Source organism: Pseudomonas spelaei, from assembly GCF_009724245.1.
Lineage (GTDB): Bacteria > Pseudomonadota > Gammaproteobacteria > Pseudomonadales > Pseudomonadaceae > Aquipseudomonas > Aquipseudomonas spelaei.
The window spans coordinates 198,358-221,776 of sequence record NZ_WNNK01000003.1; the positions used below are offsets into that span (position 1 = coordinate 198,358).

Sequence of the window (23,419 nt, forward strand, 5' to 3'; positions counted from 1 at the left end):
TTGCCTCGGTACGCCCATGTCGTCACTGACCCCTTTGAACCAACTGATTACCCGCTTCCAGGAGCAGACACCGATCCGCGCCAGTTCACTGATCATCACGCTGTACGGTGATGCCATTGAACCTCACGGCGGTACGGTCTGGTTGGGGAGCCTGATTCAGTTGCTTGAGCCCATCGGCATCAATGAACGGCTGATTCGTACGTCGATCTTTCGCCTGACCAAGGAAGGCTGGCTGACCGCCGAGAAAGTCGGTCGTCGTAGCTACTACAGCCTTACCGGGACCGGGCGTCGTCGTTTCGACAAGGCCTTCAAGCGGGTCTACAGCTCCACCGTGCCGGCCTGGGACGGTTCCTGGTGCCTGGTGATGCTCACCCAGTTAGTCCAGGAAAAGCGCAAGCAGGTACGTGAAGAGCTGGAGTGGCAAGGTTTCGGTGCCATTACCCCCACCGTGCTGGCCTGCCCACGCAGCGACCGCGCCGACGTCAACGCCACCTTGCTCGACCTCGGTGCTCAGGAAGACACCATCGTTTTCGAAACCACCGCACAGGATGTACTGGCCTCCAAGGCTCTACGGGGACAGGTACGTGAGAGTTGGAACATCGAGGAACTGGCGGCCCACTACAGCGAGTTCATTCAACTGTTCCGGCCGCTCTGGCAGGCACTTCGCGAGCAGGAGCAGCTACAACCGGCAGACTGTTTCCTGGCGCGAGTCCTGCTTATTCACGAATACCGCAAACTGCTGCTGCGCGACCCACAGTTACCCGATGAGCTATTGCCGGGAGACTGGGAAGGGCGTGCCGCGCGTCAGCTGTGTCGCAACATTTACCGGCTGATTTACGCCAAGGCTGAAGAGTGGCTCAACAGTGCCCTGGAAACGGCTGATGGTCCGCTGCCGGAGGTGGGTGAGGCGTTCTATCGACGTTTTGGCGGGCTTAAATAACCTCACTGCATATGGGGAACCCCTGAGATTGTCCCGTTACGACAGCGTCATGCCTGAGGCCACACTACTGGAAACCGGTCCTCGCGCATCCGATCACCCGTGTTCAAGTCGATGCCAGGGAAGGGCGGTGAGGTACGGCCCGGGCTCTGGATATAACACACGTCGTCGCCCATAAAACGGGTGGCAAACCTGTGCGAGGGCTTTTTGCCGGTGTGGAATAGGTGCGGTCGCCATCGAGGAGAGGGTAGGTCAGAACGAAAAAGCCCGGCACGTGGCCAGGCTTTCTGTAGAGGGGGCCAAGTCCTTTTGGCTGACCGTAGTATGTTGGGTCGATGTGATGAAGAGATGACAGGCCGATACGAAAAACCCGGCGCTAGGCCGGGCTCGAACGTGGATAAATACTCTATCTATCAGCGATGTTTGTTCTTGTGCTTGTGTTTATTCTTGCCCTTGTAGTGCTTGCCGCCTGACCTGTGTTTACTGCCGTCGTCGGCCAGGTTATTGCCCACCGCGCCACCCGCTGCGCCGCCCAGACCGGCACCGATGGTCGAGCCGGTGGTGCCTCCCAGCTTGTTGCCGATGATAGAGCCGCCAGCTGATCCGATCCCGCCACCGATGGCGGCTTCGGTTTTGTTACCTCTCGGCGCTCCGATTGCACTACCCGCAGCTCCGCCTACGCCAGCGCCCACGGCAGCCCCCGTGGATCCGCCTAACTGCTGGCCAACGATGTTACCCAGCACGCCACCGACACCACCTCCGACAGCGGCGGAGCCATCTCCAGCGGCCATGGCGCCCTGTGCAAACAGGAGGCTTACAGCAAGGATCGGGAGTGTCATTCGCATTTTCTGAACCTCGACAGGGAGTGATCTGACGCTCACGGTTTGAAAGACGTCTAGGGTTTAAGAGCAGGCGAAAAGCTCAAAGTTCTTTGGTTGCCAAGGCGCCACTTGTAACAAATAGTTTCTCCGTGAGCGGATCCTGCGTTGTCAGCCGTGCATGATGGGCATCAGTGGCGCTTGCCCCAGCACCTGGCCGTTCAGCGTTTTTAGTCGACTAAAGGGCCTGTTCGTGTAATGCCCGCTCGCCTACTTTGTAACAAACCAATTCATTTTCATGCCTGCTGTTTGCCCCCGATATCGAGGACAAGCCGCACGCGTATCGGCACAACACTTCTGTCCAGGCTCCATGAACTTTCTTGTCACCCCACAACAGTAAGTGCATGACCTGACAGCCTTTACCCTCATCGAAGTGATGAAACACGGCTCAAGAGTCATTGCCATCCCACTGATGGGCTCCGAATAACACCTTGACAGTGTTTCAGAGACTTGCTGGCAACTAATTAATAATTAAATTAGACGGCAAGTTACGCGCCATGCCAGTTTTATCGTGCCCCCAATGAAGTGAGCGACCGGTTCTTTTTCGAAGGATCGGTGTCGTCTATTGGATTTTCCTCAGCAATCAGATAACAAGGATGTCTATGTCAAAGCTCAAAGAGAACGTACTGTCATCGGTCGGCCAGACCAGCAAGGCCTTCGATCAGGTGGTGAGTTTCGGCCATTGGTACGATCGCGGTGGCGCCGATCTGGTGAACGGCAAGCCTTCGTTCACCGCTGATCAAGCCGCAGACGAATTGCTGCGTAAAGGCGCGAGCTGGCACGATCAGAACGGCGACGGCAAGATCAGCCTCAGCTACACCTTCCTGACCGCCAAGCCTGCTGATTTCAACCCGGCCCTGGGTACTTTCAGCGAGTTCAGTACGCTGCAAAAAGCTCAGGCGGTACTGGCATTGCAGTCCTGGTCTGATGTGGCCAATGTGACCTTCACCGACACCCCGGGTGGTGTCGATGGTCAACTGACGTTTGGTAACTACAGCAGCTTTGCCGGCGGCGCCGCCTTCGCCTACCTGCCAACCGGTGGTTCGCGCGACGGCCAGTCCTGGTACATGGTCAATGACCAATACCCGACCAATACCACACCGGACAACGGCAACTACGGCCGGCAGACCCTGACCCACGAAATCGGTCACTCCCTGGGCTTGTCCCACCCCGGCAACTACAACGCCGGCAACGGCAACCCGACGTACAACGATGTCACGTATGCCGAGGACACGCGCGGCTATAGCCTGATGAGCTACTGGAGCGAAAGTAATACCCAGCAGAACTTCAGTGGTGCTTATTCGTCCGCACCGTTGATGGACGATATCGTGGCGATCCAGAAGCTCTACGGAGCCAACCTGGATACCCGCGACGGCAACACCGTTTACGGTTTCAATTCAAACACCGGCCGCGATTTCTACACGGCAAACACCTCCAGCGACAAGCTGGTGTTTTCGGTCTGGGACGGCGGCGGCAACGACACCCTGGACTTTTCCGGTTTCAGCCAGAACCAGAAAATCAACCTCAATGCAGGTTCGTTCTCCGATGTGGGCGGGCTGGTGGGTAACGTGTCTATTGCTCATGGGGTGACGCTGGAAAATGCCATCGGTGGCGCTGGCGACGATCTGCTGATTGGCAATTCGGCGGCCAACATCCTCGAGGGCGGTGCGGGGAACGACATCCTCTACGGTGGTGGTGGCGCAGATACCTTGTGGGGCGGCGCCGGTGCAGACACCTTCGTGTTTGGCCAGGCCAGCGACTCGACGATGACCGCGCCGGACTGGATCATGGACTTCACCAGTGGCGAGGACAAAATCGACCTGTCAGGTCTGTTCGCTTCAGTTGGCGCGACGTTGAACGTTGTGACCGGCTTCACGGGCCATGCCGGGGACGCGATCCTGACCTACTTCCAGGAGACCAATCAGACCAGCCTGATGATCGACCTCACCGGCAGTGGCCTTGTAGATTTTGCGGTAGGCACGGTGGGGCAGGCTGCGATGACCGATATCGTAGCCTGAGCCAAACCTGGAATAAGAGGTAAAAAAAGCGAAGCCAGATGAATGGCTTCGCTTTTGATTTTATGGCGCTTGAAACGCCTGAAAAGTAAGACGTCGCGCCCTTTAAAGGCCTTTACTCAAGGCCTCCTCTCCGATTTTTCGAGCTTAAGCGGTTGCCACGGTTTTCAGTTGCCACGGCTTAAAACTCAGCCACAGCAACACCCCCGGTACCTGTAGCGCAATCATCACGCCCAGCGACCACTGATAAGCTTCCACCGGGTGCCCTTGTCCCGTGGCCGGCCACAGGTTCAGAATTTCCCCCATCAACCATTGCAAGACAAACGCCAGCACGAACACCACCAGGTTGAATGACGAACTGACCCGCCCGGCCAGTTCAGGCGATACCGACTGAGCCACGATCGCGTAGTTCATGGTGGTGGAGGTGCCGAAGAAGCTGAAACCCATGGCAATCAGCAGGGGTGATATAGGCAGTCCGCTGATCATCAATGATTGAAATACGATGAAGATCGAAACCCCGGCGCCGCACACCATGATCGGCTGTACGCCAAAGCGCCGCAGGTAGTCGGTGATCGAGCCGAAGGCCAGCGAGCCTGCCACCATCGCCACGGTGCCCCAGAGCAAGGTATTGGCCATGCTGGACTCGCCCAATTGGGCGACGTCGCGTAGCCACGGCCCCATCCACAGCGACAGCACCGACATGTAGATCGCATGGGCAAACACCGAGTACAGCGCCAGTCGCCAGAATACCCACGAGGAGTAAAGCGTCCCCACGGCCTTGGACATTTCGGCAAGCGTGGTGTGTTTGGGTTTGTAGGTGCGTGGCACGCTGAGATGAATGACCACGCAGACGAACAGCGTCAGCAGCGCCAGAATCAAGAATGCTTCACGCCATGAGATCCACTTGAGCAACTCATGCAGCGGGGTGGTGGACGCCATGGCGCCCAGGCCGCCTACCGATAACAGGCACGCGGTACTCAGGGGCAGGCGTTCGACGGGCAGCCAGATGGCGCACGCCTTGATCGCACTCATCAACGAACCGGCCACACCCAGCCCGATCAGCCCACGACCAATGATCAGGCCCAGCTCGGTATGGGAGAAGCTGAAAATCAGCGAGCCCAATACCGCGAACAGCAGCATGGGGGCCTGCACGCTGCGCGGGCCGTAGCGGTCGAGCATGACGCCGAGTGGAATTTGCGCCGTAGCGAAGGTCAGAAAGTACACGCCGGTCAGCAGGCCCAGGCTACTGGCGGGCAGGTGCAGTTCCCGCTCCAGGTCCACGTAGATCAACGCGTTGACCGTGCGAAACAGGTACGACACGAAATGGCCGAGGCCAAAGGGGATGAAGATGGTCAAAAACAGGTACAAGAAGGTGTGCTTGATCTCCTGGTCGGCCTTGGTGCAAGAGCCTGTATTCTCATTGCTCATGTCGGAAGAGCCTCGTAGGTGGAAAAGGTTGTGCGTATTTCACAGCAGAAACGACCCCGTGCTTCTTCCAGCCAAAGTTCATCGGGACACGGCCGCATTTCAGAGAACTTTACGTGATTGGCGTTCTTCAGCGCATTAGTCATGCCGTCGAAGGATAACGGGTTATCGAAGTCGAGAAACAGCGGTTTGGGTTCGGTATCGATCTTGACTTTGCGCTGAGAAGGACCGATGAACGCGGACTAAACATGCACTTATCCTGCCTTCCAAGTCGTCCGGCGCGTCACACAATCCCGTTGGGTGTTGCTGAGCTGGACGCGATTGTTCGCCTTATGGCATGGTCGAAACGACAGGTCATGCAGCCAATGGGATCAAAGCGATGGGGGAGGGTGATGAGTTCGATGCTAACGTGTCGATGGCAACGCTGAACGCGTTCAATCGTTGCGTGCTCCAGCTTGCCCACCTGGCTCGATCACGCGGCGGCTCCCATTTCATTGCCGATGGTCTGCAGACGTTTCGTCCACTGGTGCCCTTCGCTTCGGCCTGGTGGGGTGAGATGTCGAGTGCACACGCCAAGGCTGCGCCGCAAAGCTGGATGCATGGGCGCATCAACCTGCCTGAGTCGTTTGCCGCCGAATGGAGCGCGATTGCCGGCCGCGACAGTTTTGCCCATGACACGCTCAATCAACCGGGCAAGGTCGTGCGCGACAGCGAGTTCACCGACCCTGACGAGCAGGTGAATGTGTTTGCACGGCGCCATGACCTCTACCACCTGATGTGCATCACCTTCGAGCTGCCTGAAAGTGGCTTGATGTTTTTTGTGTGTCTGTACCGTGGCATGGATGCACCCGCTTTCGACGAAACGCAGGATGCTCTGTTTTCGGCCTTCTGCGCCCACCTGTTGCAGCTGTGGCGGTTTCAAGTGCAGGACATGATCCGCTCCGACACGGACAACGGGGCGAGCGACGTTGGTGTCGCCCGTATGGACGGCAGTCTGTTGTATGTGGGGGCCAGGCTGTGTGCCGCCATTGAGCGCGAGTTTCCTGGGTGGAGCGGCTCAATGCTGCCTGAACAGGTGATTGCGCAACTGCACGAGGCACCGGGCGTGGTGCGTCTGGGCCGCTCGTCATTGACACTCAGCCCCCATGGCGAGCATGTGATTCTGTCACTTGAGGTGCCGTCGGGGGGGGCAGCGCTCGCGCCACGGGAGCGCACGGCCGCGATGCTGTTCGCCGCCGGCCACTCCTACAAGGAGATCGCCAGAATGCTGTCGTTGAGCCCGGCGACGGTGCGTACCTACCTGCGCAATTGTTACCTGCAACTGGGGGTCAAAAGCAAAGTGGAGCTAGGTTCCGTGCTGCGTGCGGTTGCCCGTCGCGATTAGCGTTGGTTGCCCCGGCATTTCAGTTAATTGCCTTACCCCTCCTCATTTGTGGAGGTCCGTTCTCTGGTCGCTCTCTATAAGGTATGGCTATCCCAAGCCGCCCAATTAAAACAAGAGAGTGTTCCGATGCAACGATTTGTTCCCAGTCTGTTGGCCGCCGCTGTGGCGTTTTCCTCGGTGCAAGCGATGGCCGCTGCTGACCTTGTGCTGTTCAACGGCAAGGTATTCACCGCTGAGTCCGGACAAGAACTGGTTCAGGCGGTGGCGGTGCAAGACGGCAAGATTCTTAAAGTAGGCAGCGATGCCGAGATCACGGCCTTGGCCGATGACCATACGCAACGCATCGATCTGGTCGGCAAGGTGCTGATGCCGGGCATGATTGATAGCCATAGCCATCCGGTGGTCGCAGCCTTCGACAGCCTGGGCGCCAACTTGCTGGACGAGGTCAAACCGTTACCTGCGCTTGAGCAGTGGATCATCGAGCAGGACCAGGCGGGCAACGCGAGGGCAGGGGACGTGGTCAGCATTGCCGGGGTCAGCTCGGCCTATTGGCAACAGAGCAAGGCGCTTGGCGAGCGTTTCAATCAGGGGCGTTGGGCTGAACAACCGCTGGTGCTGAGTGGGATTGACGGCCACACCGGCTGGGCCAACAACGCCATGCTCAAGCGCTTGAAAATCGATGCAGCGCTGGTGAAGAGCCTGCCGGAAGCTGAGCGCGGATATGTGGGCCACGCAGCGGACTTCACGCCCAATGGCTATTTTGCCGAATCTCGTTGGGACCAGGTGCGCAGCCAGATTCCTGCGCCCAGTGCCGAGGTCATGTTGAAGGCTGCCCGCCTGGCGGTGCAGATCAATAATCAATATGGCGTTACCGCCTGGATGGACGCAGCGTCGAATGCCGGCCAAGGTGATTCACTGTTTGATTTCACGGCAACGGAGCAGAGTTACGGTGTGCTGCCGCTCTACCGTGAACTGGCAGAGAAAGGGGAACTCAGTGCGCACGTTGCGGCGTTACTGATCACCAACCCGAAAAGCAAACCGGCCGACCTGGAAGTACTGGCCAAGGTAATGAAGACGTTCGAGGGCGTGCCCAACCTGACCTTCCCGGGCATCAAGGTTTTTGCAGACGGCATCATGGAGTTTCCAGGGCAAACCGCTGCGGTGATCGACCCGTTCAAGAACAGCCTGAAAAACGGCCAGCTGTTAATCGACCCGGCGCACTTTGGCGAGTTGGTGGTGGCGGCGGAAAAGCGCGGCTGGATCGTACACATGCATGCGGTTGGCGACCGCGCGGTCCGTGAGTCACTCAATGGCTTTGAATACGCGCGCCAGCTTAATCCCACGCCAATGCCCCATAGCATCAGCCACCTGCAACTGGTCAACCCCAAGGAGTTTCCACGCTTCAAACAGTTGGGTGTGATTGCCTCCATGCAACTGCTCTGGGCCACCGGTGAGGACTACACGGTGAAGCTGGTCAAACCCTATGTCAGTGCGTTTGCCTACCGTTACCAGTATCCCGCGCAGTCCCTGCATAAAGCCGGCGCCATGATTGCCGGAGCCAGTGATTGGCCGGTGTCCAGCCCCAACCCGTGGAACGCCATTGCTCAGGCCAGCACGCGAAAGGGACCGCTGGGGGTGTTGAATGCCAAGGAAAGTATTGACCGCCAGACCATGTTTTACGCCTACACCCTCAACGCTGCCAAAGCCCTGCGCCTGGATCAGCAGATTGGCTCACTGGCGCCCGGCAAACAGGCCGACCTGATCATCCTTGATCGCGATGTGTTCAAGGTCAGCGACGACGAACTGTTTGACACCCAGGTGCTGAAGACCTTCTTCGCCGGCAAGCAGGTCTACGCGCCCGCGTCCTGACGATCGACCCCTCCTGAACAGCCCAGCCTCTCGTGCTGCGAGGGGCTCGGCACGGCTGTGCTCGAATTTCCCCGTTCACTTATAAAAATAAGAGATACCCATGAAAGCACTCTCCGTCTTTCTTGTGTGTGTGCCACTGACCACGCAAGCACTGCCACTCAACGATGACTTCAACCTGCAGGTCAGCCTGGCCGCCGTCAGCGACTATCGCACCCGTGGCATCTCGCAGACCCTGGGCGATCCGGCGGTGCAGGCAGGCGTCACGTTGCTGCATGGCAGCGGCCTGTATGCCGGTGTCTGGACTTCGAATGTCGATTTTGGCGATGACTTCAAGACACGCGAGGAATTTGAATACTACGCGGGCTATGCCTGGCAGATGACCGATGCCATCAGCCTTGATTTGGGGTACATCAAGTACAGCTATCCCAAGGAAAGCCAATTCAACCTGAGCGAACTCTACGCGATCCTCGACACCTATGGCGTGCAGCTTGGCGCCTATTATTCCAGCGATACGCCGAACGCCTTTGGCGACCACCAATCCACCCTCTACACCTACCTTGGCTACACCACCACTTTGCCAGGTGAGGTCGGCTTGAAACTGCGTTATGGGCACAACGACGTTAAGGATCCGGCGTTCTGGTCCACCCGTGGTGATGCGCGTGATTCCTACCACGAGTGGGAAGTCGCCCTGACCCATGATTTCGTGGGCGTGACCTGGGGCCTCAGCTACATCGATACCGACCTGTCGAAAAGCGAATGCGCGGGCTGGTACGGCTATGGCGACCTGTGCACGGCCACTGTCGTGGCCAGTGTCAGCAAGACGTTCTAAGGGGCGTGCTTTTCAAGGTCTTACAGCGCCATTAAGCAAACCCCAGCTCAAGGCCGCGAAGATCAACTGTGGGAGTTGTCGAGCTTTAGCGAGGCTACGATGACGTCGGCACAGCCAACATTGCTGTTGCCTGACCCGCCGTCATCGCAGCCTCGCCGGGGCTCGACAGCTCCCACAAGGGTTTTGCTTCTCCGGTTGGGTGGCCAAATAGGCCCGGGAGAGGAGGGCGACGGTGACGTTTTAAAGATTGAGGAAGGCCCGGTACGTTACACACTTGCGCCTTTCAAGAAGATCGAGATGAGAAACTCGGGCCCTTGGCGTTTGCCCATCGACTCATCGTCGATCAGGTCTGACGTGGTTTCGCACAACCCCTGAAAGGCCCCTGTCATCCAGGCTGCCGGAAGGTCCTGGCGAAACAGCCCGGCCTGCTGACCCCGCTCAAAGAATGCAACGAGCCGGGCATTAATTGTTTCGACCCGCGCCGCCAGGTCGGACAGCAACGTCTCGATATGCGACCAGCCGTAGCCCAGGCCATAGCCGACCCCCCACACCTGCCCAAGCGTCCTGAAATGCTCGGTCAGGCAGGCGAGACCCTCTTCAAGGCCACCATCCTCCAGCTGCGCCTGGTCCAGGACCGCAGTGGCGTCATTCAAAACGCGATCAATAAGCGCCGCAACCAGGTCCTCACGAGTGGGGAAATGGCGGACCAGCGTCGTGCGACTGATGCCCGCCGAGGCCGCGATTTGCTGCATCGATGCGCTGCGGTCACGTGCATACACCGCCGCAGCGGCGTCCAGCACAGCGTCTCTCTTTTGATCACGGGACATGAATTTAAAATTTCCTGATTTGTTCTTTATGGTACAAAAATGTACCATTTATTCATTGTAAGTACTTTTAGCGCCAATAGCGCCAATCACGAGGCAACGATGATAACCCTTACCCGGCGCCAGGCGCTGATGGCGCTCAGCGCTATGACGGCCTCTCTGGCAGGTGCAAACGCCAGCTTGACCCAAGGCTCGGGCACAAAAGCCAATCGCGCCAGGAAAGATTCGGTGCTGATCATTGGCGCCGGGATCTCAGGCCTTGCCGCTGCCCGTATGTTGTCCGACGCAGGTCACACGGTAACCGTGCTGGAGGCCCGGGACAGAATCGGAGGCCGCATCTGGACAGAGCGAGCGTGGAGCGATGCGCCAATCGATCTCGGTGCCTCCTGGATTCACGGGGTCAACCAGAACCCGGTCGCCAAACTGGCGCAAGAAATGGGCATCAAAACAACGGTGTTCGACGCCGGCACACTGATGAGCAGCCACGACGTGACGCTCTATGATCAGGCGGGCATGCCGCTGTCTGCAACAGCGCTCAAGCAATTGGACGAAGACATCGACGCGGTGCAAGCGCTGGTGTGGGAGATGCTTGAGGACGCACCGCGATCCCTGTCAGCCGAAGAGGCCTTCAACAGCGCACTGAAGACGCTGGGTATCGACGGCGAGCGAGGTCGTGATGTGCTCGAGGACGCAAGCCGGATGGTGCAGGACGACGACGGTGCCGATCTCGCACACCTAGCTGCCTGGGGCCTTGATGAGGGCACAGGATTTGACGGCCATGAGGTCGTATTTCCTGAAGGTTACCTGCAGATTCCCGAGCGTCTGGCACAGGGGATCGATATACGCCTCAATCAGGTGGTGTCAGAGATTCAATACGATGAAACCGCGGTCAAGATCACCACGGGGCAGGGCACGTTCAGCGCCGATAAAGTGATTGTGACGTTGTCGCTGGGGGTGCTGAAACACGGCAATGTGAGATTCACGCCGGCGCTACCGGCGAGAAAACAGCAAGCGATCGAACGCCTCGGCATGGGCGTCTATGACAAGCTGTTCCTGCGTTTCCCCAAGGTCTTTTGGGACGACACCAACATCATCTCGTGGCAAAGCGACCAGAACGGTGCATGGGCTAACTGGTTCAATCTCGCGCGCGTCACCCACGTGCCGATTTTGTGCTCGCTCTATGGCGCCGGTGTTGCTCGCCGTATCGAGGGCATGAGTGATGTCGAGGCCGTGCACGAGGCGATGAAGGTGCTGCGCACGATTTATGGCCCCGATATTCCAGAGCCTGCTGCGTACCGTCGCACCTGCTGGGCGTCGGATCCTTATGCACGCGGCAGTTATTCGTATCCGGCTGTCGGCTCGTCCACCAAGGACCGGTCGGCGCTGGCTGACTCGATTGCTGATCGGCTTCACTTCGCCGGTGAGGCGACCAGCATCGAGATGAGTGGCACCGTGCATGGCGCGTTGTTATCGGGGTGGCGCGAGGCCCGCAACATACTCGGGTAAACAACGCGGGCGAGACTTCAGCGATGTTACTTGCAGGCCTCCAACGCCTTGATAACACCGCGCCCATAATCCGGGTCTGCCTTCGTACAGTGCTCGATATGCAGGCGTTGGATGGGTGTGGAGACGCCTGCAAGGGAACGTGCAGTGTTATCAAACAACGCTTGTTTTTGAGCCGCTGACATCTTTCTGAAGAGTGCCCCGGGTTGGGAGAAATAATCGGGGTCTACCCGATGATTCCAGTGTCCTGCGGCGCCCTCCAGGGTCAGGGGAGGCTCTTGAAAGTCTGGCTGCTCTTGCCACTCGCCTCGGGTATTCGGTTCATAGGAGGTGGTGCCGCCTGCGTTGGAGTCCACGCGCATCAGCCCATCGCGGTGATAGCTGTTGACCTGTTTCGCGCCTCTGGGCGCGTTCACCGGGATTTGCTGAAAGTTGACGCTCAAGCGATAACGCTGGGTGTCTCCGTAGGAGAACAAGCGTCCTTGTAGCATTTTGTCCGGTGAAAAGCTGATGCCCGGGACGATGTTCGCAGGAGAGAAAGCCGCTTGCTCGACATCGGCAAAATAGTTCTGCGGGTTGCGGTTCAACTCCATGATGCCCACTTCAATCAGCGGATAGTCGGCTTTTGGCCAGACCTTGGTCAGGTCAAAAGGGTTGATGTGATACGTGCCCGCGTCCTGCTCCGGCATGATTTGCACAAACAGTTTCCAGCGCGGGAAATCTTGGTTTTCGATGGACTCATACAGGTCGCGTTGGTGGGATTCGCGATCCCGTCCCACCAGTTCCTGGGCCTGTGCATCGGTGAGGTTTTCGATACCTTGCTGGGTGCGCAGGTGGAACTTGACCCAGTAACGCTGATTTTCAGCATTGATGAAACTGAAGGCGTGGCTGCCAAAGCCATGCATATGACGCCAGGTGCGAGGCAGGCCACGGTCACTCATGATGATCGTGACTTGATGCAGGGTCTCGGGCAGTTGCGTCCAGAAATCCCATTGGTTTTCGGCACTGCGCATGCCGGTGCGTGGATCACGTTTGACCGCATGGTTCAGGTCGGGGAATTTGAGCGGGTCGCGCAAGAAAAACACCGGCGTGTTGTTTCCCACCAGGTCCCAGTTGCCTTCTTCGGTATAGAACTTCATGGCAAAACCACGGATGTCGCGCTCTGCATCGGCGGCGCCGCGTTCACCGGCCACGGTGGAAAAGCGGGTGAACATTTCGGTCTGTTTGCCGATCTCGGAAAAGATCTTTGCTCGTGTGTACTGCGTGATGTCGTGGGTGACAGTAAAGGTGCCGAATGCTCCCGAGCCTTTGGCATGCATGCGGCGCTCGGGAATGACTTCCCGGTCGAAGTGCGCCAGTTTTTCAAGCAGCCATATGTCTTGAAGTAAGGCAGGGCCGCGAGGGCCGGCGGTTTGAATGTTTTGATTGTCGACGACCGGCGCGCCAAACGCCGTGGTTAACTTTTTCATATCTATTCCTCATCGGTTGGGGAGTGACACAGACAGAACAGAAAATAAGAGTGGGCAGAACTCAATAAAAACCGGCCTGCGCAGTATTTCGATGATTAACGTTGTCCTTCAGGGGCTCGCAGATAAATCACCCAATAAGTCAAACCGACCAATAACCCTCCGCCAATAATGTTGCCCAAGGTAACGGGGATAAGATTGTCGAAAATAAAGTTATTGATAGTTAAATGCGCAAATTGTTCGGGCGCTGCACCCACGCTGTTCCAGAACTCGGCGCTGGCGAAGTGTTTGATCACAATGCCCATGGGGATCATGAACATATTGGCAATACAGTGTTCGAAGCCGCTGGCGACAAACATGGCCACCGGTAAAATGATTGCGAGCATTTTGTCCGTCAGGCTACGGCCGGAATAACTCATCCAGACGGCCATGCAGACCATCAAGTTTGCGAGGATGCCAAGGCAAACAGCTTCAATAAAAGAGTGGTGTAACTTGTGGCTGGTGGTGTGCAGCACATTCAGCCCCCACAGACCGTTGGCTGCCATGTATTGGCCGGAGAACCAAATCAGCGCAACGAAGAATAGGGCTCCAATCAGGTTTCCAACATAGACATTCAGCCAGTTTTTGGCCAGTTGCCCCCAGGTTATGCGGCCGCTGGCTTTGGCGATCACGTTCAGGATGTTGGAAGTGAACAGGTCTGCGCCGCACACGACCACTAACATCAGCCCCATGGAGAAGCAGATGCCGCCCACCAGTTTGGCCAGTCCCCAGGAGTTGTCGGCGATGCCAGTGGTGGCGGTGATATAGAACACAAAACCGATGGAAATAAACACGCCGGCGATGATGGCTAGATAAAAGGTTTTCAACGGCTGCTTGGTGGCTTTATAGACGCCCGCATCTTCAGCGAATTGTGCCATTGCGGCGGGCAGAAGCAGGGCGAAGGGACTGTCTGTTTTCATGTTGACTGTCACTCTTGAGCGTTAAGTGTTAACTCGCGGATTTATCGGTCTCTCCGTTGGCTTATTGATGAACACCGCGATAGAGGTTGCAGGGCGCCGTTTTCCGGCCCCTGCAAACGGATCAACGTAGAACTTCGATACCCGCGCCGAAGTTGATATGGAACACTTGCCCGTCAATGACCAAGGCCGGAACGGACTTCACGCCAAAGCGCTCGGCCTCCGCCACTCGGCCTTTGGCATCACCCAAGTGCACAACTTCAACTTGATAGCGTTGTGGATCCAGCGCCGTAACGAATTGCTGTTCCGCACTGACACACACCGAGCAGCCTGCATGATAAAAAACAGCTTTAGATAACATGATGTCTCTCCAACAAGGGTTTTACTTCAGGAAAAGCCTGGTTCAGGCTTGGTTTTGATTATGGTTTCGATCCGATACCATAATTTCGCCTGGCAGCTTTCTTTTGTCAACATAATTTCGAGTCGACACTAAAAGTGATTGTCTTGGTGTTGAGGACGGGCGGCGGGAGCGGCCATGGCCGCTGGTGTTGTTTACGGATGCGTGCGGTGGGTCAGTCAGGCTTGCGTGGTGTGCCTTCAAGGCGCGGGCTCCAGTCCTCGACCTGAGCTTTTTCCAGGCGTCTCCCGAGGGTTCGACGCCAGGACGCGGCCAAGGGCAGGGTCAGGCATTCGCGGATCAGGTCGGCGTCTATGACACTGGAAAACAGCACTGAAGACACACGGGCGATGCTCCATTGCGGGCAGGGGCGTTCAATCAACTCCAGTCGATCACCGGCAGCCAGCCTGCCAGCCTGTATCACCCGGTAGTACCAGCCGGTTCGCCCGGTTTGCTGGACGCGCAAGGACATGTCCTTGACGGCGAACCGGTCGTTGAGCTTCCAGCAGGGCATGCGGCCCTGGGAAATTTCCAGCAGTACACTGCCGACCTGTACGCGGTCGCCCAGGCACACCGTTTCCTCGGTCCAGCCCAGGGTGCTGAAGTTTTCGCCAAAAGCGCCGGGAGCCTCCAGCATCGGGTTTTCACCCAACTCTGCGACCCAGGCGGCGTAGTGTTCCCGGGGATAGTGGTGAATCGCCTTTTCGACGCCGCCATGGATCCGCAGATCACCCTGTTCATCGTCCACAAGGCCGAGTTCGGTCACGCGCTGTGACTCGCGGCTTGGCGTCTTGGCTATCGCGCTAAAGGTGCCCGGGCGGCTGAAAGGCACGGCCTTGCCGGTGAGCAGGGTGTCGAGGATGACGCAGTGTTCAGGCATGAGCACCTCAGGTATCGGTTGTTTCTGGCTGCTGGTGTTCGCGGCAGATCAGGTTGATATCGCTCTTGGCCAGAGGCTCCTGGGTCAGGCCGCAGAACGGCCCGGCGGGCAATGTTTGATGGAAGCGGCAGGTGCGGCACAAGCCAAAGCTGGGCACATCTGTGCCTTGTTGAATGTTTCTCAACAGGTCCAACAGCAAGCCTTCCAGGTCCTGAGCCTGAGTGCCCATGCGTTCGGCGCCAGCCAGCAGGAAATCAGGCGGCACTACGGCTTCCAGCAAGCCGCGGGCAGGCTCGCTCAATGTCAGGTGCACGCTGCGCTTATCCCGTGCGTCCTGAGTCTTGACCAGCAATCCCTTGGCTTCCAGGGCCTTGAGGGATTGGGACACAGTGCCTTTGGTCAACCCAAGGTAGTCGGCGACTGCCAGCGGCGTGTTGGAGTAGCGGTTGCAGCGGCCCAGGTACATCAGGGCACTCAACTGAACCGGTTGCAGGTCGGCCAGCAACGGGTGCTCGCGAAACCAGACACGGGTCAGGCTCGACAGGCGTTCCAGCAGATCGAATAACACAGGCGTATTTCCGGTGGGGGACACGGGTTAATAGTATCGAGTAAAAACTAGTTTGACAAAGTTGCCTTCTGGTCATGAATCAACATTCGAGTGTTGGACGCTTGTCAGTCTGCGCGCTGCCCGCAGGACCCAGGCAGCGTCCCGCGTGGCAACGATCACAACGGATCAACGATTTGCTGACGCAAGATTGATCTCGATCAGGTGCCCGCCCTGGCATCGCCTCTATCCTCGCGCTTCCATCAAAGGCCAGGGACGGCTCATGGAGAGCCCCCGGCCGCGTATTCTCAAGGAAGAGTCAACCATGCGGTCATTGAAGATCATGTTGTTGTCATCGGCGTTCAACGGTTTGACCCAACGAGCCTGGCTGGACTTGCGCCAGTCGGGTCACGTACCCAGCGTGGTGCTGTTCACGGATGACGCCACGGTGTGTCGGCAGATCGAGGCGTCGGCAGCCGACCTGGTGATCTGCCCGTTTCTCAAGGATCGCGTGCCACAGCAGCTCTGGAGCAACCCGGATCGTCCGGTGGTGATCATTCATCCGGGTATCGTCGGCGACCGTGGCGCCAGCGCGCTGGACTGGGCCATCACCGAACAGGTCAGGCGCTGGGGTGTCACGGCCTTGCAGGCGGTGGAGGAAATGGACGCCGGGCCGATCTGGTCGACCTGTGAATTCGACATGCCCACTGATGTGCGTAAATCCGAGTTGTACAACGGCCCGGTGAGCGACGCCGCGATCTATTGCATCCGCGATGTGGTGGAAAAATTCGCCAGCGGTTTCGTCCCGACGCCACTCGATTACACACAACCCAGCGTCATCGGGCGTTTGCAGCCGAACATGAAACAGGCTGACCGCACCTTCAGTTGGTACGATTGCGCACGCTTCATCAAACGCAGCATCGACGCCGCCGACGGCCAGCCCGGTGTGTTGGCGAACCTCGCCGGCGGGCAGTATTACCTGTACGACGCGCACCTGGATTCACGCCGCGGCACGCCGGGAGAAATCCTTGCGGTACAGGACGACGCGGTGTTGGTCGCGGCCGGCGATCACAGCCTGTGGATCGGCGCGCTCAAACGCAAAGCCCAGCCAGGGGAGGAGACCTTCAAGTTGCCGGCACGTCACGTGCTGGCCGGGCAACTGGCCGACATCCCCGTGCTGAACAGCTCGATCGCCAGCCAAGCGTTCAATGAGGCGGTCTATCAACCGATTCGCTATCGAGAATCCGCTCACGTGGGCGAGCTGACCTTCGAGTTCTACAACGGCGCCATGAGCACCGAACAGTGCCGGCGGCTGGGCGCTGCACTGCGCTGGGCCAAGGCGCGAGACACCCAAGTGCTGCTGATCAAGGGCGGGCGCGGGAGCTTTTCCAATGGTGTACACCTCAACGTCATTCAGGCTGCCGAGGTGCCTGGGCTGGAAGCCTGGGCCAATATTCAGGCCATCGACGATGTCTGTCAGGAGTTGCTGACGGCCCGACAACTGGTGGTCAGCGGCCTCACAGGCAGCGCTGGCGCGGGTGGCGTGATGCTCGCGCTGGCGGCCGACATCGTATTCGCCCGGGCAGGCGTCGTACTCAACCCGCATTACAAAACCATGGGCTTGTATGGCTCCGAATACTGGACCTACAGCCTGCCCCGCGCAGTCGGCAGTGAGGTCGCACACAAACTCACCGAAGAGTGCCTGCCGGTCAGCGCCTTTCAGGCCCGGCAATGGGGGATGATTCAGGACATCGGCCCACGCTGCCCACGGGAATTCAACCTATGGCTGCTGCAACAGGCCGGCAGTGCGTTGACCGATGAACGATATGCCCTGCATCGCGCACGTAAGGTAGATAGGGACGTTGAGCAAATTGAACGCTGCCGTGAAAACGAGCTGGCACAGATGCAATTGGACATGGTGCACAACCGTCAACAGTTCGCCGAGAAGTGCCGCAACTTCGTGTTCAAACGCAAAACCTGCCAGACCCCGCAGCGCTTGATTGCGCCGTGGGCATTGGAACTCAAGGCCGCGTTGGTTGATTGATTGGCCCCACAGGCGCGGCAGGAGGCAGCGCTCCCACGAGCGTCGTTAAAATCAGAGGCTGCCTTGGGCAACCTCTGGCGTTTTCTACCTCTGTTATCGCACGGTCATTTGCGGGTCAGAAAATCCCACACGGCACGCGTCGTCCCGGCGCCTTGGGTGTCACCCAGGTGATTGGCAATCAATGCCGAAATGAGTGGTGCGCTGTAGCTGTTACCGCACACGTGCACCGGTATTCCCTCAAGTTCAATCCGGTGAGCCTGCGGTTTGAGGGCGATCAGTTTCATCTCTTCGTCCACGACCTTCAGCGCTCTACCGTCGCCGCCTTCTTGTTCGGTGACGCCGATGGTGTGTGCGCAACTGGCAGGAAAGCCGATTCCCAAGTGTCGCTCATTGTAGGCCGAGGTAACGACAACAGTACCGGCCTCCTGCATGTCCTTGATCAATTCGGCGATGACATCGCAGGCCGAGGTGTGCGCCATTGAAAAACTCAGGTTGATCACGTCGAACCGCTGCCTGGCCAACCGGCACAGCAGGTAGTAGAAGTCCTTGCCGTTGGTTGTGCCTTGGGAGCAGAGCAAACCGTAATAGCTGAGCGCATGTGCAACCTTGACCTGGCGATTGAACAGGGAAACCACCAAAGCACCATGGTTGGACTGCGCAAGACCAGGCAGGTGAGGGTGATGATTTTCAACCTGTTGCAGGTTCAGGCACGCCGCCTGTGAGGTGCTCAGCACCGTGTCGACAATGGCAACCTTAATCAAACACCCAAGCTCCATCACAAAAGCGCGAGGGCTGGCGCTGCAGCCGCTCAAACTGCTGAGCAGAAATCTTGTAGACGGGAATACCGGCCTCCCGGCACACAATGGCGATGTGAGAGTGTGGTGAACCGGAAAGCGTCAGGATGCCCTTGATGTTCCTGAGAAAGGCGATCATTGAATACTCTAGGTTACGCACGGCCACGATGGCGTTGTCGGGAACCTTTTGCCGCTCGTTCCAGCAATGTATTGGCCCCTGTAGCTTGCCTGCGACAATGGCTTCCATATCGTTGGGTACGGTGAACGCTGAGGCGTCCAGTGCGGTGATCGCGCGCAGTTGCACCAAAAAAAGCCGATCGGCTTGGGCCACCCACTCAAACTCGAAGTCCCGGTGCCCCAGGTGCTCAATGAGCTGATGTGTGACGGTATACAACTGGCGTCTCAATGATCGACCGACACATGGCAGGAAGGCTTTGGACAACGGCAGTCGGGTTTTTGAAAGGTGAGATTTATACCTGCCTACGACCACCAACTCACCCAGTGCTGAAGCAATGCCTTGGCCCAGCGCTAAGCGCGATGCTTTGTGAGGCCATAACACCAGCCGGTGTTTGGCATGCCGGACAACATGAAACGTCTCCTGGTGTTCCACCAGCTCGCACTGGTGAACGCCCAGGGTATTGAGGGTTTCTCCTGCGCCGTAGTTGGCATAACAGGTGGCACGCGCCGCGCCGCACACCGAGCGCGAAAATACGACGCCAGAGCGATCCGCTAATAGGTAGGGCTGGATGATAGCGCCCATGGTACCGATAAAGTCCCGAGGTTTTTTGGGCGTGCCCAGGGCGCTTGTGTATGCCTGGACGTGGTCTTTAAACGGCGAAAGCCACACGGCGATCAACGACTTTACGAAGCTCTCATAAGTGTGCAAATCAAAGCTCACGCTGGAGAAGATCCCCGCATACGAGCATTTGGCAGCATCCTCGAAACGGGAAGAGGAGCGGGTGATACCGACGCTGGAAAGGGCGCCGAAGTGTTCCACCAGTTGTTCGTACAATCGATGAACGCTGACCGGTACGATGGCTGCCACCTCACCAAAATGCTGAATGATCCGGGCATGAGCATCGAGTGGGCTCAGCTCATCGTCGAGGAGCTGTTCGATGGCGTTCAGTTCGCAAAACTGTCGGTGCAACGCGTGATCGACCAGGATAAACGGTGGGACGTCGATACCCAGGGTTTGCAGGTATTTCAGGCCGCCGTCTTTGCCGGTAAAGGCTGCGCTATTCATCTCAAAGTCCTTTTAACAGCTCATCCAGTTCATGCAAGCTGGTGTGTTGGATGGGCAAGCCGTATTTGATCATGAGTAGGCCGAACTCCTTGATCGCGCGGGCTTGCCAATAATGCCTGACCTCTTCCATATCGATGGCCGTTAACAACAACTGCAGCAAGGGCGGTTCGCTGCTGGTTATCAAGCAGCGATTCCTTAGCCGCTTGACCTCAGCCCTGCGCAGGGCTTCTTGATGTCGATAGCCGCGGTACGGCAGCTTATTCAACGCGGGGTTATTGCAAATGGATTGGATGAAGCCGTCCATTTTTTCCAGCGAAAGCAAGTATTCGGACAAGTCCGAGTATTGAAGAAAATAGGCAAACCTCATGTAGTGGTCCGTGGACCAATGACTGTCCCTTACCTTGAGCGCACCACCTTCCAACCATTTGAGAAAGGGCATGACACCGGGTTGCCCCAAGACAACCTCCCGTTCCTGAGGCGCCAGCGTGGCCTCTGCGGTCAGACGCAACAGCTGGCTGCCGGTGGTGTCAATGTAGGTCTTGGCAAAGTTGCTGCTAGCCATCAGTTCGATGAGGGCTGCCCGCGCACGCCTGTAGGTGGTGTAGAGGTGTGGGTCACAGGCGTCGTGAATGCTTCTGGACAGGCGTGAAACACTCAACGCAACCCTTGCGTTGAGCACGTTCAGGCGCTCGGGGTAGCGACGGCTGATCAAGCGCTGCGCCAAGGCTTGACCATCGCCAAGATGGACATGGGGTACGCTGATAATGTTGTTGGTTTGGCTCACCTCGGACTTATCAATGCCCAGTTCGTGGGTGTAGAAGTACTTGATACCTTCTCGGTACAAGTCAAGTTGCACCTGGCAGGTCCCCACGTAGAACGTGTCGAAGTCCGTGACGGCCAAATCGTTCGAGCGGTAGTAGTAACTCATGCCTAAACCATCGCCGCGTGGGTTTCGTGAATACCCTTGTTGTACAGCGCCCGACAGAGCACAAACAGCGCGAGCACCCATGCCACTTGCGGGACAAGCACGTCCAGCAGGTGGCTGGCAGGGTTCAGGTAGTAGTCCACGGGCGCATACAAGGCGTAAAAGAACGGCGTATACCGTGAGACCATCGCCAGACCCTCAGGCAGCATGCTAAGGGGCACCAAGGTCCCGGTGAACAAGGCTTGCAGGGCAAAGACCAGCGACACTAACCCACGATTGATCACCAGCCAGAAGGTGGCTATTGCCACCAGCAGCCAGATGAGAAACACCACCACGCCCCCGATCAAGGCGGTGAGATAAAATCCTGCGATTTTACTGGCCTCGAAGGGCGTGCCGGTAAAGGCGTGAACAAACACCAGCGCGATCGGAATGCTCAGCAGGTTGTACCAGCAGACCTTGACCAGAAATTCGGCCAGGTGGTCCTCGATCATGCCCACACCACTGAGTATGTATTTCAGATGGTTGCCGTTGGTAATCACCTGTTGCAGGTGGATGGCCAGGCGCATAAACGGATATTGATTGGCGAGGATGTAAATCAGTGCGTAATACGCGTAGAGGTAGTGTTCGTCGATGGCGGCCCCTTGCTGCTTGAGCAGGGCCCAAAGCGCCACCATCATGCCCAGTTGTAGCGGGTAGCCCACCAACTTGGTGAACGTATCGAAGCGAAAGGTCGAAAACTCGTTAACGTGTAACCGTAAGAGTTGCCCAAACACCCGCCAGTAAATCTTGAGATTACCCGCCATAACTGACATACCTGTTTAGTCCCCGGGTCCAGATCCACCAGGCAAGGCTTAACCACAAGGTCAGTGAGCTGGTTAACGTCAACGCCGCCCAACCCAATGACTGAATATCGGCATCTTGATAAAACAGTGCGGCATTGGTTGGACCCAGGGCGAAAGGCAGGATCACCGCCAGGGCATACTTGATGAGGTTGGGCAGCACGACGTGGGGAACGCTCTGCACCGCCGTCAACTTGTCCGACAGCTCGTCGAGGACCGCCGAACGGCCCACCCAGAACGCAAAAGCACTGAAGGTGAACTGGATAAGGCTGAAAATAAAAACCCCCAGGGTGACAAAGACCATGCCCGCGCCTAAGGCCAGTGCATCGAAGTCGGCGCCCATGACCCAGACCCAGTAGGCGAGCAGAAATCCGATGGGCACGACTCCGCTCAAGGCCATGGGGTTTATTCCCTCACACAGCAAGGTGTAGTAGGGCGTGCGGGGAAGAATCAGGTACTTGTCCAGGGTACCGTCAATGATGGTTCTCCAGGTTTTCGAGAAGCTGCTGAAAAACGTCTTGTACAGGGTGTGGAAGACCTCAATCAGGATGATGTAGAAATACACGGCGGGCTTGCTGAGCCCACCGACCGTGTCCACGTTGAGAAACACCACCTCCCAAAACACCAGGCTGATAAACAGGTACGAGCCGGTCGCGAGCAATTCAAGCAACAGTGAGACTCGGTAGTGCACCAACACCTTGATCTTGGCTGTGAAGTAGCGGGCGAACATCACCGGGCAGCCTCTGTGCTCGGCATCAGAATGGATTCGCTGCGTTTGATCGACCTGACAGTGTTACCCGCCATGATGGCTGCCAGGCATTGCTGCACGGTCAACTCATCGACGCCGATGTTGAAGGACACCTCGAGTTCGCCCTGTCGTCCTTGGGTAAAGCGCGCCGCGTCCGACCATGGGAGATGACAGGTCGCAGGCGGGTTTACGCAGTCGATGTGGTACTCAATCAGGGTTTTGTTTTTCAGCAGCGCCGTGGGAAAGGATTCGGCCAGGCGCCCATGTGCCAGTGACAGGCATCGATCAGTCAGGTTCAGTAGGGTGTCGGGCTCGTGAGAAACCAGCAGCAGAGTCTTGTCCGCCATCAGGCCGTGGTGGCCAAACAGGGTCTTGAAGCGCAGCTTGGTCTCGGCATCAAGGCCGATGGTGGGCTCATCCAGAATGACCAGCCGGGGGCGGTGGATCAGCGCGCAGAACATCTCCCCGCGCATACGCTGGCCAAAGGACAAGGTCCTGACCTGTTGGGCCATGAAGCCACTGATGTTCAGGTACCTGTCCAGCTCAGCAAAACTGTGGGTGTATTCGGTGTTGCTCAAGCCCCTGGCGGCGGCGTAGAGCCCCAGGCAGTCGTGCAGACTCATATTCGGATACAGATAACTCTTTTGCGAGAAGAGTACCCCGGTGTGTCGCATCAGTTGCTTGCGCTCGGCGTGGGGGGCAAACCCCATCACTTGCACCTGTCCGGTAGTTGTGGCCATGACCCCGCAGATCACTTTGAGCAGTGTTGATTTGCCGCTGCCATTGTGGCCGATGATGCCGATTTTTTCCCCGGCGCCAATCTCCAGTGAGACGTCATCAAGCGCCGTGATAGTTTTCCGGCTGGGGCGAAACAGATCCTTGATGAGCGAGCCGCTGTGCTGTTTTGTCTCGATCACTC

21 protein-coding genes are annotated in these 23,419 nt (G+C 57.7%); 7 read left to right on the forward strand and 14 right to left on the reverse strand.

Annotated features, from left to right (window positions below; genetic code table 11):
- The first annotated feature begins 16 nt into the window (after positions 1–16).
- Positions 17–940 (forward strand): phenylacetic acid degradation operon negative regulatory protein PaaX, encoded by a 924-nt coding sequence (gene paaX / locus GNF76_RS05055; protein ID WP_155582075.1) that lies wholly within the window; start codon positions 17–19, stop codon positions 938–940.
- Positions 941–1,350: 410 nt separating this feature from the next.
- Here paaX and GNF76_RS05060 read toward each other — a convergent pair whose 3' ends face one another.
- Positions 1,351–1,782 (reverse strand): hypothetical protein, encoded by a 432-nt coding sequence (locus GNF76_RS05060; RefSeq protein ID WP_155582076.1) that lies wholly within the window; start codon positions 1,780–1,782, stop codon positions 1,351–1,353.
- Between the two features lie 635 nt (positions 1,783–2,417).
- Between GNF76_RS05060 and GNF76_RS05065 the strand changes: the two genes are divergently transcribed.
- Positions 2,418–3,833 carry a serralysin family metalloprotease gene (locus GNF76_RS05065; protein ID WP_155582077.1) on the forward strand — a complete coding sequence of 472 codons (1,416 nt, stop codon included), beginning with the start codon at positions 2,418–2,420 and terminating at the stop codon, positions 3,831–3,833.
- Positions 3,834–3,977: 144 nt separating this feature from the next.
- Here the strand turns inward: GNF76_RS05065 and GNF76_RS05070 are convergent, their stop codons facing one another.
- A complete protein-coding gene (locus tag GNF76_RS05070) occupies positions 3,978–5,258 on the reverse strand; it encodes an MFS transporter (protein ID WP_155582078.1) in 1,281 nt (426 codons plus the stop codon).
- A gap of 376 nt (positions 5,259–5,634) precedes the next feature.
- On the opposite strand from GNF76_RS05070, the gene GNF76_RS05075 reads away from it, so the two are divergent.
- The 3 genes from GNF76_RS05075 (at position 5,635) to GNF76_RS05085 (ending at position 9,337) form a co-directional block, all read left to right on the forward strand.
- Positions 5,635–6,639, forward strand: coding sequence for a helix-turn-helix transcriptional regulator (locus GNF76_RS05075; RefSeq protein WP_155582079.1), 1,005 nt, complete (start codon positions 5,635–5,637; stop codon positions 6,637–6,639).
- Between the two features lie 126 nt (positions 6,640–6,765).
- Positions 6,766–8,508: an amidohydrolase gene (locus GNF76_RS05080; protein ID WP_155582080.1), complete on the forward strand. Its 1,743-nt coding sequence runs from the start codon at positions 6,766–6,768 to the stop codon at positions 8,506–8,508.
- Positions 8,509–8,608: 100 nt separating this feature from the next.
- On the forward strand, positions 8,609–9,337 hold the full coding sequence (locus GNF76_RS05085; protein ID WP_155582081.1) for a TorF family putative porin: 729 nt from the start codon (positions 8,609–8,611) through the stop codon (positions 9,335–9,337).
- Positions 9,338–9,603: 266 nt separating this feature from the next.
- On the opposite strand, the gene GNF76_RS05090 is transcribed toward GNF76_RS05085, so the two are convergent.
- A complete protein-coding gene (locus GNF76_RS05090) occupies positions 9,604–10,164 on the reverse strand; it encodes a TetR/AcrR family transcriptional regulator (RefSeq protein ID WP_178123182.1) in 561 nt (186 codons plus the stop codon).
- Between the two features lie 99 nt (positions 10,165–10,263).
- Between GNF76_RS05090 and GNF76_RS05095 the strand changes: the two genes are divergently transcribed.
- Positions 10,264–11,667, forward strand: coding sequence for a flavin monoamine oxidase family protein (locus GNF76_RS05095; RefSeq protein ID WP_178123183.1), 1,404 nt, complete (start codon positions 10,264–10,266; stop codon positions 11,665–11,667).
- Between the two features lie 26 nt (positions 11,668–11,693).
- Here the strand turns inward: GNF76_RS05095 and GNF76_RS05100 are convergent, their stop codons facing one another.
- The 5 genes from GNF76_RS05100 to GNF76_RS05120 all read right to left on the reverse strand — a co-directional run bounded on the left by GNF76_RS05100 (position 11,694) and on the right by GNF76_RS05120 (position 15,931).
- A complete protein-coding gene (locus GNF76_RS05100) occupies positions 11,694–13,133 on the reverse strand; it encodes a catalase (RefSeq protein ID WP_155582084.1) in 1,440 nt (479 codons plus the stop codon).
- A 95-nt stretch (positions 13,134–13,228) separates the two neighbouring features.
- The gene (focA, locus tag GNF76_RS05105) at positions 13,229–14,089 is read right to left on the reverse strand and encodes a formate transporter FocA (protein ID WP_155582085.1); all 861 of its coding nucleotides are present in this window, start codon (positions 14,087–14,089) and stop codon (positions 13,229–13,231) included.
- 121 nt (positions 14,090–14,210) lie between these two features.
- On the reverse strand, positions 14,211–14,447 hold the full coding sequence (locus GNF76_RS05110) for a thioredoxin family protein (protein WP_155582086.1): 237 nt from the start codon (positions 14,445–14,447) through the stop codon (positions 14,211–14,213).
- Between the two features lie 211 nt (positions 14,448–14,658).
- The gene (locus tag GNF76_RS05115) at positions 14,659–15,363 is read right to left on the reverse strand and encodes an MOSC domain-containing protein (RefSeq protein ID WP_155582087.1); all 705 of its coding nucleotides are present in this window, start codon (positions 15,361–15,363) and stop codon (positions 14,659–14,661) included.
- 7 nt (positions 15,364–15,370) lie between these two features.
- Entirely contained in the window at positions 15,371–15,931 is a 561-nt protein-coding gene (locus GNF76_RS05120) for a MarR family transcriptional regulator (protein ID WP_178123184.1), read from the reverse strand.
- A 301-nt stretch (positions 15,932–16,232) separates the two neighbouring features.
- On the opposite strand from GNF76_RS05120, the gene GNF76_RS05125 reads away from it, so the two are divergent.
- On the forward strand, positions 16,233–17,951 hold the full coding sequence (locus GNF76_RS05125; RefSeq protein ID WP_155582088.1) for a hydrogenase maturation protein: 1,719 nt from the start codon (positions 16,233–16,235) through the stop codon (positions 17,949–17,951).
- A 104-nt stretch (positions 17,952–18,055) separates the two neighbouring features.
- Here the strand turns inward: GNF76_RS05125 and GNF76_RS05130 are convergent, their stop codons facing one another.
- From GNF76_RS05130 to GNF76_RS05155, 6 genes are read right to left on the reverse strand one after another with little or no spacing between them, the layout of a single operon-like run.
- On the reverse strand, positions 18,056–18,712 hold the full coding sequence (locus GNF76_RS05130; RefSeq protein ID WP_155582089.1) for a S8/S53 family peptidase: 657 nt from the start codon (positions 18,710–18,712) through the stop codon (positions 18,056–18,058).
- Positions 18,705–19,988 carry a PEP/pyruvate-binding domain-containing protein gene (locus GNF76_RS05135; RefSeq protein ID WP_155582090.1) on the reverse strand — a complete coding sequence of 428 codons (1,284 nt, stop codon included), beginning with the start codon at positions 19,986–19,988 and terminating at the stop codon, positions 18,705–18,707. The genes GNF76_RS05130 and GNF76_RS05135 overlap by 8 nt, the downstream gene beginning before the upstream one ends.
- Position 19,989: 1 nt before the next feature.
- A complete protein-coding gene (locus tag GNF76_RS05140; protein ID WP_155582091.1) occupies positions 19,990–20,916 on the reverse strand; it encodes a hypothetical protein in 927 nt (308 codons plus the stop codon).
- A gap of 2 nt (positions 20,917–20,918) precedes the next feature.
- Positions 20,919–21,716: a hypothetical protein gene (locus GNF76_RS05145; protein ID WP_155582092.1), complete on the reverse strand. Its 798-nt coding sequence runs from the start codon at positions 21,714–21,716 to the stop codon at positions 20,919–20,921.
- Positions 21,706–22,482 carry an ABC-2 family transporter protein gene (locus tag GNF76_RS05150; protein WP_155582093.1) on the reverse strand — a complete coding sequence of 259 codons (777 nt, stop codon included), beginning with the start codon at positions 22,480–22,482 and terminating at the stop codon, positions 21,706–21,708. Before GNF76_RS05150 ends, GNF76_RS05145 begins: the two co-directional genes overlap by 11 nt.
- On the reverse strand, positions 22,482–23,417 hold the full coding sequence (locus tag GNF76_RS05155; RefSeq protein ID WP_178123185.1) for an ATP-binding cassette domain-containing protein: 936 nt from the start codon (positions 23,415–23,417) through the stop codon (positions 22,482–22,484). Before GNF76_RS05155 ends, GNF76_RS05150 begins: the two co-directional genes overlap by 1 nt.
- Positions 23,418–23,419: the final 2 nt, after the last annotated feature.

Excerpts from the sequence above, each read along its gene's own strand:
- GNF76_RS05095 (WP_178123183.1), top strand. The coding sequence starts at position 10,264 with ATGATAACCCTTACCCGGCGCCAGGCGCTGATGGCGCTCAGCGCTATG.
- GNF76_RS05100 (WP_155582084.1), bottom strand. The coding sequence starts at position 13,133 with ATGAAAAAGTTAACCACGGCGTTTGGCGCGCCGGTCGTCGACAATCAA.
- GNF76_RS05140 (WP_155582091.1), bottom strand. The coding sequence starts at position 20,916 with ATGAGTTACTACTACCGCTCGAACGATTTGGCCGTCACGGACTTCGAC.
- focA (WP_155582085.1), bottom strand. The coding sequence starts at position 14,089 with ATGAAAACAGACAGTCCCTTCGCCCTGCTTCTGCCCGCCGCAATGGCA.
- GNF76_RS05115 (WP_155582087.1), bottom strand. The coding sequence starts at position 15,363 with ATGCCTGAACACTGCGTCATCCTCGACACCCTGCTCACCGGCAAGGCC.
- GNF76_RS05125 (WP_155582088.1), top strand. The coding sequence starts at position 16,233 with ATGCGGTCATTGAAGATCATGTTGTTGTCATCGGCGTTCAACGGTTTG.
- GNF76_RS05085 (WP_155582081.1), top strand. The coding sequence starts at position 8,609 with ATGAAAGCACTCTCCGTCTTTCTTGTGTGTGTGCCACTGACCACGCAA.
- GNF76_RS05065 (WP_155582077.1), top strand. The coding sequence starts at position 2,418 with ATGTCAAAGCTCAAAGAGAACGTACTGTCATCGGTCGGCCAGACCAGC.
- GNF76_RS05110 (WP_155582086.1), bottom strand. The coding sequence starts at position 14,447 with ATGTTATCTAAAGCTGTTTTTTATCATGCAGGCTGCTCGGTGTGTGTC.
- GNF76_RS05090 (WP_178123182.1), bottom strand. The coding sequence starts at position 10,164 with ATGTCCCGTGATCAAAAGAGAGACGCTGTGCTGGACGCCGCTGCGGCG.
- GNF76_RS05145 (WP_155582092.1), bottom strand. The coding sequence starts at position 21,716 with ATGGCGGGTAATCTCAAGATTTACTGGCGGGTGTTTGGGCAACTCTTA.
- paaX (WP_155582075.1), top strand. The coding sequence starts at position 17 with ATGTCGTCACTGACCCCTTTGAACCAACTGATTACCCGCTTCCAGGAG.
- GNF76_RS05070 (WP_155582078.1), bottom strand. The coding sequence starts at position 5,258 with ATGAGCAATGAGAATACAGGCTCTTGCACCAAGGCCGACCAGGAGATC.
- GNF76_RS05060 (WP_155582076.1), bottom strand. The coding sequence starts at position 1,782 with ATGCGAATGACACTCCCGATCCTTGCTGTAAGCCTCCTGTTTGCACAG.
- GNF76_RS05135 (WP_155582090.1), bottom strand. The coding sequence starts at position 19,988 with ATGAATAGCGCAGCCTTTACCGGCAAAGACGGCGGCCTGAAATACCTG.
- GNF76_RS05080 (WP_155582080.1), top strand. The coding sequence starts at position 6,766 with ATGCAACGATTTGTTCCCAGTCTGTTGGCCGCCGCTGTGGCGTTTTCC.
- GNF76_RS05075 (WP_155582079.1), top strand. The coding sequence starts at position 5,635 with ATGGGGGAGGGTGATGAGTTCGATGCTAACGTGTCGATGGCAACGCTG.
- GNF76_RS05150 (WP_155582093.1), bottom strand. The coding sequence starts at position 22,482 with ATGTTCGCCCGCTACTTCACAGCCAAGATCAAGGTGTTGGTGCACTAC.